Annotated in this window: 7 protein-coding genes; 4 read left to right on the top strand and 3 right to left on the bottom strand. The window is 72.3% G+C overall.

Annotated features, from left to right (window positions below; translation table 11 throughout):
- The first annotated feature begins 137 nt into the window (after positions 1-137).
- Positions 138-623, top strand: a complete 486-nt coding sequence (locus GKQ77_RS24085) for an SsgA family sporulation/cell division regulator (RefSeq protein WP_219691022.1) — start codon at positions 138-140, stop codon at positions 621-623.
- A 6-nt stretch (positions 624-629) separates the two neighbouring features.
- On the opposite strand, the gene GKQ77_RS24080 is transcribed toward GKQ77_RS24085, so the two are convergent.
- Positions 630-2000 (bottom strand): FAD-binding oxidoreductase, encoded by a 1371-nt coding sequence (locus tag GKQ77_RS24080; RefSeq protein ID WP_219691021.1) that lies wholly within the window; start codon positions 1998-2000, stop codon positions 630-632.
- A gap of 181 nt (positions 2001-2181) precedes the next feature.
- Here GKQ77_RS24080 and GKQ77_RS24075 point away from each other — a divergent pair, with 181 nt between their 5' ends.
- Positions 2182-3723, top strand: a complete 1542-nt coding sequence (locus GKQ77_RS24075; RefSeq protein WP_258021848.1) for a tetratricopeptide repeat protein — start codon at positions 2182-2184, stop codon at positions 3721-3723.
- Here the strand turns inward: GKQ77_RS24075 and GKQ77_RS24070 are convergent.
- Positions 3709-4176: a MarR family winged helix-turn-helix transcriptional regulator gene (locus tag GKQ77_RS24070; RefSeq protein WP_219691020.1), complete on the bottom strand. Its 468-nt coding sequence runs from the start codon at positions 4174-4176 to the stop codon at positions 3709-3711. The two genes, GKQ77_RS24075 and GKQ77_RS24070, sit on opposite strands and share 15 nt — an antisense overlap.
- A gap of 94 nt (positions 4177-4270) precedes the next feature.
- On the opposite strand from GKQ77_RS24070, the gene GKQ77_RS24065 reads away from it, so the two are divergent.
- A complete protein-coding gene (locus GKQ77_RS24065) occupies positions 4271-4828 on the top strand; it encodes a quercetin 2,3-dioxygenase (protein ID WP_219691019.1) in 558 nt (185 codons plus the stop codon).
- Positions 4825-5706 carry an alpha/beta hydrolase gene (locus tag GKQ77_RS24060; RefSeq protein ID WP_219691018.1) on the top strand — a complete coding sequence of 294 codons (882 nt, stop codon included), beginning with the start codon at positions 4825-4827 and terminating at the stop codon, positions 5704-5706. The genes GKQ77_RS24065 and GKQ77_RS24060 overlap by 4 nt, the downstream gene beginning before the upstream one ends.
- 85 nt (positions 5707-5791) lie before the next feature.
- Here the strand turns inward: GKQ77_RS24060 and hppD are convergent.
- Positions 5792-6915: 4-hydroxyphenylpyruvate dioxygenase (gene hppD, locus GKQ77_RS24055; RefSeq protein WP_258021847.1), on the bottom strand; the 1124-nt coding region annotated here is incomplete at its 5' end.

Here is a 6915-nt window from a genome sequence, read left to right as displayed (position 1 = left end):
CCCACGCCCCCGCCGGTCACCTTTCCGGAGTCGTACGGAGAAAAATCCCCGAACCCGCGTAATGCTCCGGGGATCACGCGCTCTCCACTCGTATGGGTCCTCTCCCAGGGCCCCGACGAGGAAGGAAGCACACCGACATGCACTCCGTCGTGGAACGCGAGCTCGAGCTCAGGCTGGTCCTCTCGCCGGAACGGGTCATCCCCGTGCCGGCCCGCCTCACCTACCGCACCGACGATCCGTACGCCGTCCACATCGCCTTCCACATCGGCTCGGAGCGCCCCGTGCACTGGACGTTCGCCCGCGAGCTGCTGGTCGAGGGGGTGTTCAGGCCGTGCGGTCACGGCGATGTGCGGGTCTGGCCGACGAAGGTGGACGACCGCAGCGTCGTTCTGATGGCGCTCAGCTCGCCGGACGGCGACGCACTCCTCGAAGCACCGGCGGCCGCGGTCTCCGCCTGGCTGGAGCGGACGTTGCGGGTGGTCCCTCCGGGTTCTGAGTCCGAGCAGCTCGGCATCGACGACGGCCTCGCCGAGCTGCTCGCACCCGCCGCGGGCCGTTTCGGCGCCGACGAGCTGTGGCTGCGCGACCCGTGGCCCTCGGACGATTCCAAGGACGGTGAGTGAGCTGTCTCAGAACAACTTGCCCGGGTTGAGGAGCGAGTGCGGGTCGAAGGCCGCCTTGACGGCCCGCTGCATCTCCACTCCCACCGGGCCGATCTCGCGTGCCAGCCACTCCTTCTTCAGGACCCCGACGCCGTGCTCGCCGGTGATGGTGCCGCCGAGTTCGAGACCGAGGGCCATGATCTCGTCGAAGGATTCGCGGGCGCGCCGGGCCTCGTCGGGGTCGGCCGCGTCGAAGCAGACGGTGGGGTGCGTGTTGCCGTCGCCCGCGTGCGCGCAGACCCCGATGGTGAGCCCGTACTTCTCACCGATGCGCTCGACCCCGTCGAGCATCTCCGCGAGCCTGGAGCGCGGCACGCACACGTCGTCGATCATCGTGGTGCCCTTGACCGCTTCGAGCGCGGTGAGGGACAACCGCCGCGCCTGGAGCAGGAGTTCCGACTCGGCGGCGTCCTCGGCCGGCACCACCTGGGTGGCGCCCGCGGCCTCGCAGAGCGCGCCCACCGCCGCGAGGTCGGAGACCGGGTCGGGGGTGTCGAAGGCGGCGAGCAGCAGGGCCTCGGTGGTCTCGGGCAGCCCCATGTGCGCGAGCGCGTTCACGGCCTTCACGGTCGTACGGTCCATCAGTTCGAGCAGCGACGGGACGTGACCGCCCTCCATGATCTTGCATACGGCGTCGCAGGCGGCCGCGCTCGAGGCGAACTCGGCAGCAAGCACCAACTGTTGGGGCGGCTTGGGCCGCAGCGCGAGGACGGCGCGGACGATGATGCCGAGGCTGCCCTCGGAGCCGACGAACAGGCGCGTGAGGTCGTACCCCGCGACGCCCTTGGCCGTGCGCCGGCCGGTGCTCATGAGCCGCCCGTCGGCGAGGACGACGTCGAGCCCGAGCACGTACTCCGCGGTGACCCCGTACTTAACGCAGCACAGCCCGCCGGACGCGGTGCCGATGTTCCCGCCGATGGTGCACATCTCCCAACTGGAGGGATCCGGCGGGTAGTACAGGCCGTGCTCGCCCACCGCGCGGGAGAGCGCGGCGTTGACGACGCCCGGCTCGACGACCGCGATCCGGTCGACGGGGCTGATCTCCAGGATGCGGTCCATCTTGACGAGGGAGAGCACGACGCACCCCTCGCTGGCGTTGGCGGCGCCGGACAGGCCGGTGCGGGCGCCCTGCGGCACGACGGGGACGCGCAGCTCGTTGGCGGTGCGCATGACGTGCTGGACCTGCTCGACGGTGCGGGGCAGCACCACGACGGCGGGGACGCCCGCCTCGCAGAAGCTCGCCATGTCGTGGGAGTAGGCGGATGTGACGTCCGGATCCGTGAGGACCGCCTCGGCGGGCAGACCCTCGCGGAGGAGTGCGATGAGGGTGCGGCTCATGATCACAGCCTCGCACCCGGGGCCATCGGTGTGAACCCGTGTGCGACGCCCGGGCCGTGCCGGGATGTGCTCTTCGTATTGACGCACAGTGATCGGCATGAAGCGTTACAGGTCCTACGCGAAGTCCTACGGGCCCCTCATGGGGTCCTACGGGTCCCCGACGGGGCCTTACAAGTCCCCCATGAGGGGTTCGGTGCGGCGGGCACTGATCGCCTCCGTGGTGGGGGCCGCGGTGGCCGGTGCCGCGTATGTGCTGGTGCCGATGGACCGCGGGGAGGGCGGGCCGCCCGCGCTCGGGCCCGCGGGGCGCGCGATGGCGGCCGTGGGGACGGGGGCGCCGGCCGCGCTGCCGGATCTGGTGGCGCTGATCGGGGAGCGTGAGGCGCATCTGCGGGCACACCCCCGTGACGACCACTCCTGGGCTGTGCTCGGCTCGGCGTATGTGGCGCGGGGCGCCCGCACCGCCGACTTCGCGTACTACCCGAAGGCCGAGCAGGCGCTGCGCACGTCGCTCAGGGCCAGGCCCCAGGGCAACCCGGAGGCGCTGACGGGGCTCGCCACCCTGGCGAACGCCCGGCGCGACTTCCGGGCGGCCCGCACGTGGGGCGAGCAGGCGGTCCGGCAGGCGCCGAAGCGGTGGACGGTGTATCCCGCGCTGATCGACGCGTACACGGGGCTCGGGGACGCCAAGGGTGTCGGCAGGGCGCTGGAGTCGCTGCAGAAGCTCGGCTCGGGCGCGGCGGTCAAGGCGCGCACGGGGCAGGTGTACCGCGACCGCGGCTGGCGCGAGGACGCCAACGCCTCGCTCACCGACGCGGCGGCGCTCGCGGAGGCCCCCGCGGAGAAGGCCGCGTATCTGCACCGCGTCGGGGAGCTGGCGTGGGAGCGGGGCGAACCGGCCCAGGCGCTGCGCTACTACGAGGCGGCGCTCGCCGCCGACCCCGACCACCACGCCTCCCTCGCGGGCAAGGGCCGCGCGCTCGCCGCGCTCGGCCGCACCTCGGAGGCGCTGCACAGCTACCGCACGGCGCTCACCCGGCAGCCGCTTCCCGAGTACGCCCTCGAGCTGGGCGAGTTGTACGAGTCGCTGGACCTGCGGCCGGCCGCGCGCGCCCAGTACGACGTGTTGCGGGCGCGGGTGAGGCAGGAGAGCGGGGGCGGGGTCAACAACGAACGCGTCCTCGGTCTCTTCGAGGCGGACCACGGTGATCCGGACGCGGCGGTGGAGCGCCTTGAGGCGGAGTACAAGCGGCACGGCAATCCGCAGACGGCCGACGCGCTCGGCTGGGCGCTGCATCTGTCCGGGGACGGCGAGGCGGGCCTGAAGCTGGTGACGAAGGCGATGAAGGACGGGCCGCGCAGCGCGCTGTTCGCCTACCACCGCGGGGAGATCGAGCGGCAGCTCGGCTGGTACGGGGCGGCGCGGCGGCACATCGGGGAGGCCCTGCGGATCAACCCGTACTTCTCGCCGCTCGCCGTGCCCGCGGCGAAGGAGGCGATGGAGGCGCTGGGCGAGCCGCCCGAGGGCGGGCCCGCACAGGTGTACGCGCCGGTGGAACCCGCCCCGGCCCCGATGGCCACGCGGCAGACGGCTCCGCGCGGCTACTCCTACCGCCAGGCCTCGCCGCGCCCGTCGGCCCGGCGCCAGTGGACACCGAGCACGCCCCGGCAGTCCACGCGGATCAGCCCGCCGCGCACCGGCACCGGGTCATCGGGGAGCTGAGCCTGGCGCCAACTCCGGTCCCGGGCCCGGGACCGGGCCCCACGGAGTCTCCAGGGCCGTGCGCAGGGCGGTGGCCAGCTCCTCGCCGATGCGTTCCGTGAGCTGCCGTTCCAGGCCGGCGATGGCGGACTTGGCCTGGCGATGCGCCCGCTCCCCTTCGGCGGTGCGCCGGATGAGGCGCTGCCGGGCGGAGGCGGGGTCGGGGACCTGTTCGAGGATCCCGGCGGCGACCAGGCCGTGCACGGCCTGATGCGCGGTCTGCCGGGTGACGCCCATGCGCCGCGCCAGCTCGGAGACCGTGGTGCCCTCCTCGTCCAGTACGGAGCAGAGCTGCACCTGCGTCGGCGAGACCGGGGCAGCCCCGGCGGCGGCCATGGCGGCGGAGAGCCCTTCCTCGAACCAGCGGCGGGCCTCGCCGAGGAGCTGGGGCAGGTCACGCGGCTGGGACGGCATGTTTCCTCACTGACGTTCTCGGGACCGGCTTGCTCACCGGCACTCTTTAATGTCAGGCTACCTGACATTCCCGATTCGCCGAGGAGCGACACCCATGACCATCGAGTACGCCACGCGCTACCGCCCCGCCTCCCGCATCCCCGCGGATCCGGGCAAGCCCTACTTCATCGAGAAGGGCGAGGGCGACCGCGCCCATCTCTTCGGCGACCTGGTCACCGTCTACGCGGGCGGCGAGCAGACCGAGAACACCTTCAACTTCTTCACCGTGGAGGGCCCCAAGGGCGACCTCATCCCCGCCCACATGCACGCCGACACGCACGAGGTCTTCTACGTCACCCAGGGCGCCGTCCGCCTCTTCGTCGAGGACACCGAGGGCGAACAGCAGGAGAAGCTGCTCACCCCGGGCGACTTCGGCTTCGTACCGAAGAACTGCACGCACGCCTACCGCATGGAGCGCCACCACAGCCAGGTCGTCGGCGTCGCGGCGGGCCCCGGCGGCACCTTCGAGCGGTTCTTCGAGAACCTCGGCGCGCCCACGCAGCAGCACGGTCTGCCGCACCGGCCGCTCGTCCCCGAGCCCCACAAGTGGGGAACCGTCCCCGAGCAGTACGACGTGAACTTCCTCCCCGACCACCAGTGGCGCACCCGGTGACCGGGCCCGCCCTGCGCACCCTGATCGCCGCGCCCGACCCGGACGTGGCACCCCTGCCGCCCGCGGCCGTGCGCGAGCCGGGCGTGCGGGAGCTGCGCGGTGTGCCCTATCTCCAGGCGGCGGGCAGCCGCCCCCTGGAACTCGACCTGTGGCTCCCCGGGACCACCCCCGACCCCGCTCCGGCGCCGCTGGTGCTTTTCGTGCACGGCGGCGCGTGGTTCCTCGGCCGCCGCGACGACATGGGCCTGCGCACCCGGCGGTGGACGCCGGGCCCCTTCGCGCGCATCGCGGCCGCCGGATGCGCCGTCGCCTGCGTCGACTACCGGCTCAGCGGCGAGGCCGCCTTCCCCGCCCCGCTCGACGACCTGCGGGCCGCCCTGCGCTGGCTCACTCTGCGCGGCGCGGAACTCGGCGTCGACACCGGGCGGACCGTGGTCTGGGGCGACTCGGCGGGCGGCCACCTCGCCTCGCTCCTCGCGCTGGCCGAGCCTTCCCTCGCGGGCGCGGTGATCTGGTACGGCCCGAGCGACCTGACCACCGCGCGGGGCCACTTCACCCCGGAGGACCCCGCCACGCCGGAGGCACGCCTGCTGGGCGCGGCCCCGGCGAGCGCCCCGGAGCGGGCCCGCGCGGCCAGCCCCGTGGCCCAAGTCGCCCCGGGGGCACCGCCGTTCCTCCTGGTCCACGGCGACGCGGACACCATGGTGGACCACTCGCACAGCGCGTCCCTGGCGGCCGCGCTCCGGCAGGCCGGCGCCGAGGCGGAGCTGTGGACGGTCCCGGGCGCGGACCACGCCTGGCACGGACTTGACGATGCGGAGGTGGAGAGCGTCTTCACCCGCTCGCTGGAGTTCGCCCGCGGCCGAGCGGGCCTCTGAGACGCCCGATCGCCGGACAGACGAGGGCACTTGAGCCTGTCCGGCGATTGAGGACGAGCTGGGCGCAGCCCGCGATCAACGGCGCCTAAAGATTGCCCCGCTTCTCCTGCTCCCGCTCGATCGCCTCGAACAGCGCCTTGAAGTTGCCCTTGCCGAAGCCCATCGACCCGTGCCGCTCGATCATCTCGAAGAACACGGTCGGCCGGTCCTGGACCGGCTTGGTGAAGATCTGGAGCAGATAGCCGTCCTCGTCGCGGTCGACGAGGATCTTCAGCTCGCGCAGGGTCTCCACGGGCACCCGGGTCTCCCCGGCCCACTCCCCCAGCGTGTCGTAGTACGAGTCGGGGGTGTCCAGGAACTGGACGCCGGCCGCGCGCATGGTGCGTACGGTCTCCACGATGTCGTTCGTGGCGAGCGCGATGTGCTGGACGCCCGCGCCGCCGTAGAACTCCAGGTACTCGTCGATCTGCGACTTCTTCTTGGCGATGGCGGGCTCGTTGATCGGGAACTTGACCTTCAGCGTCCCGTCGGCCACGACCTTCGACATCAGCGCGCTGTACTCGGTGGCGATGTCGTCGCCCACGAACTCCTTCATGTTCGTGAAGCCCATGACCTTGTTGTAGAAGGCGACCCACTCGTTCATCCGGCCGAGTTCGACGTTGCCGACGCAGTGGTCGATCGCCTGGAAGGTCCGCTTGGCCGGGGGCTCGACGATGGGCTTCGCGGCGACGAAACCGGGCAGGTAGGGACCGTCGTAGTCGGTGCGCTCGACCAGCGTGTGGCGGGTCTTGCCGTAGGTGGCGATGGCGGCGAGTACGACCTTGCCGTGCTCGTCCTTCTCCTCGTACGGCTCGGTGAGCCCGCGCGCCCCGTGCTCGACGGCGTAGGCGTACGCGGCGCGCGCGTCCGGGACCTGGATGGCGAGGTCGACGACGCCGTCGCCGTGCTCGGCCACGTGGGAGGCGAGGAAGTGGCCCCGCTCGGTGGAGGCCTTGATGACGGAGGTGAAGACGAAGCGGGCGGCGCCGTTCGTCAGCACGTAACTGGCGGTTTCGCGGCTGCCGTTCTCCGGTCCGGAGTACGCGACGAGCTTCATGCCGAAGGCGGTGGAGTAGTAGTGCGCGGCCTGCTTGGCGTTGCCCACGGCGAAGACGACCGCGTCCATTCCCTTGACCGGGAAGGGGTCTGCCTCGCGCGCGGTGTGGGGGG

Origin of the sequence: Streptomyces anatolicus (assembly GCF_019400875.1) — a bacterium.
GTDB classification, from domain to species: Bacteria; Actinomycetota; Actinomycetes; order Streptomycetales; family Streptomycetaceae; genus Streptomyces; species Streptomyces anatolicus.
The sequence above is the reverse complement of the archived record's forward strand: the minus strand, read 5'-3'. Positions and strand labels throughout refer to the sequence as shown.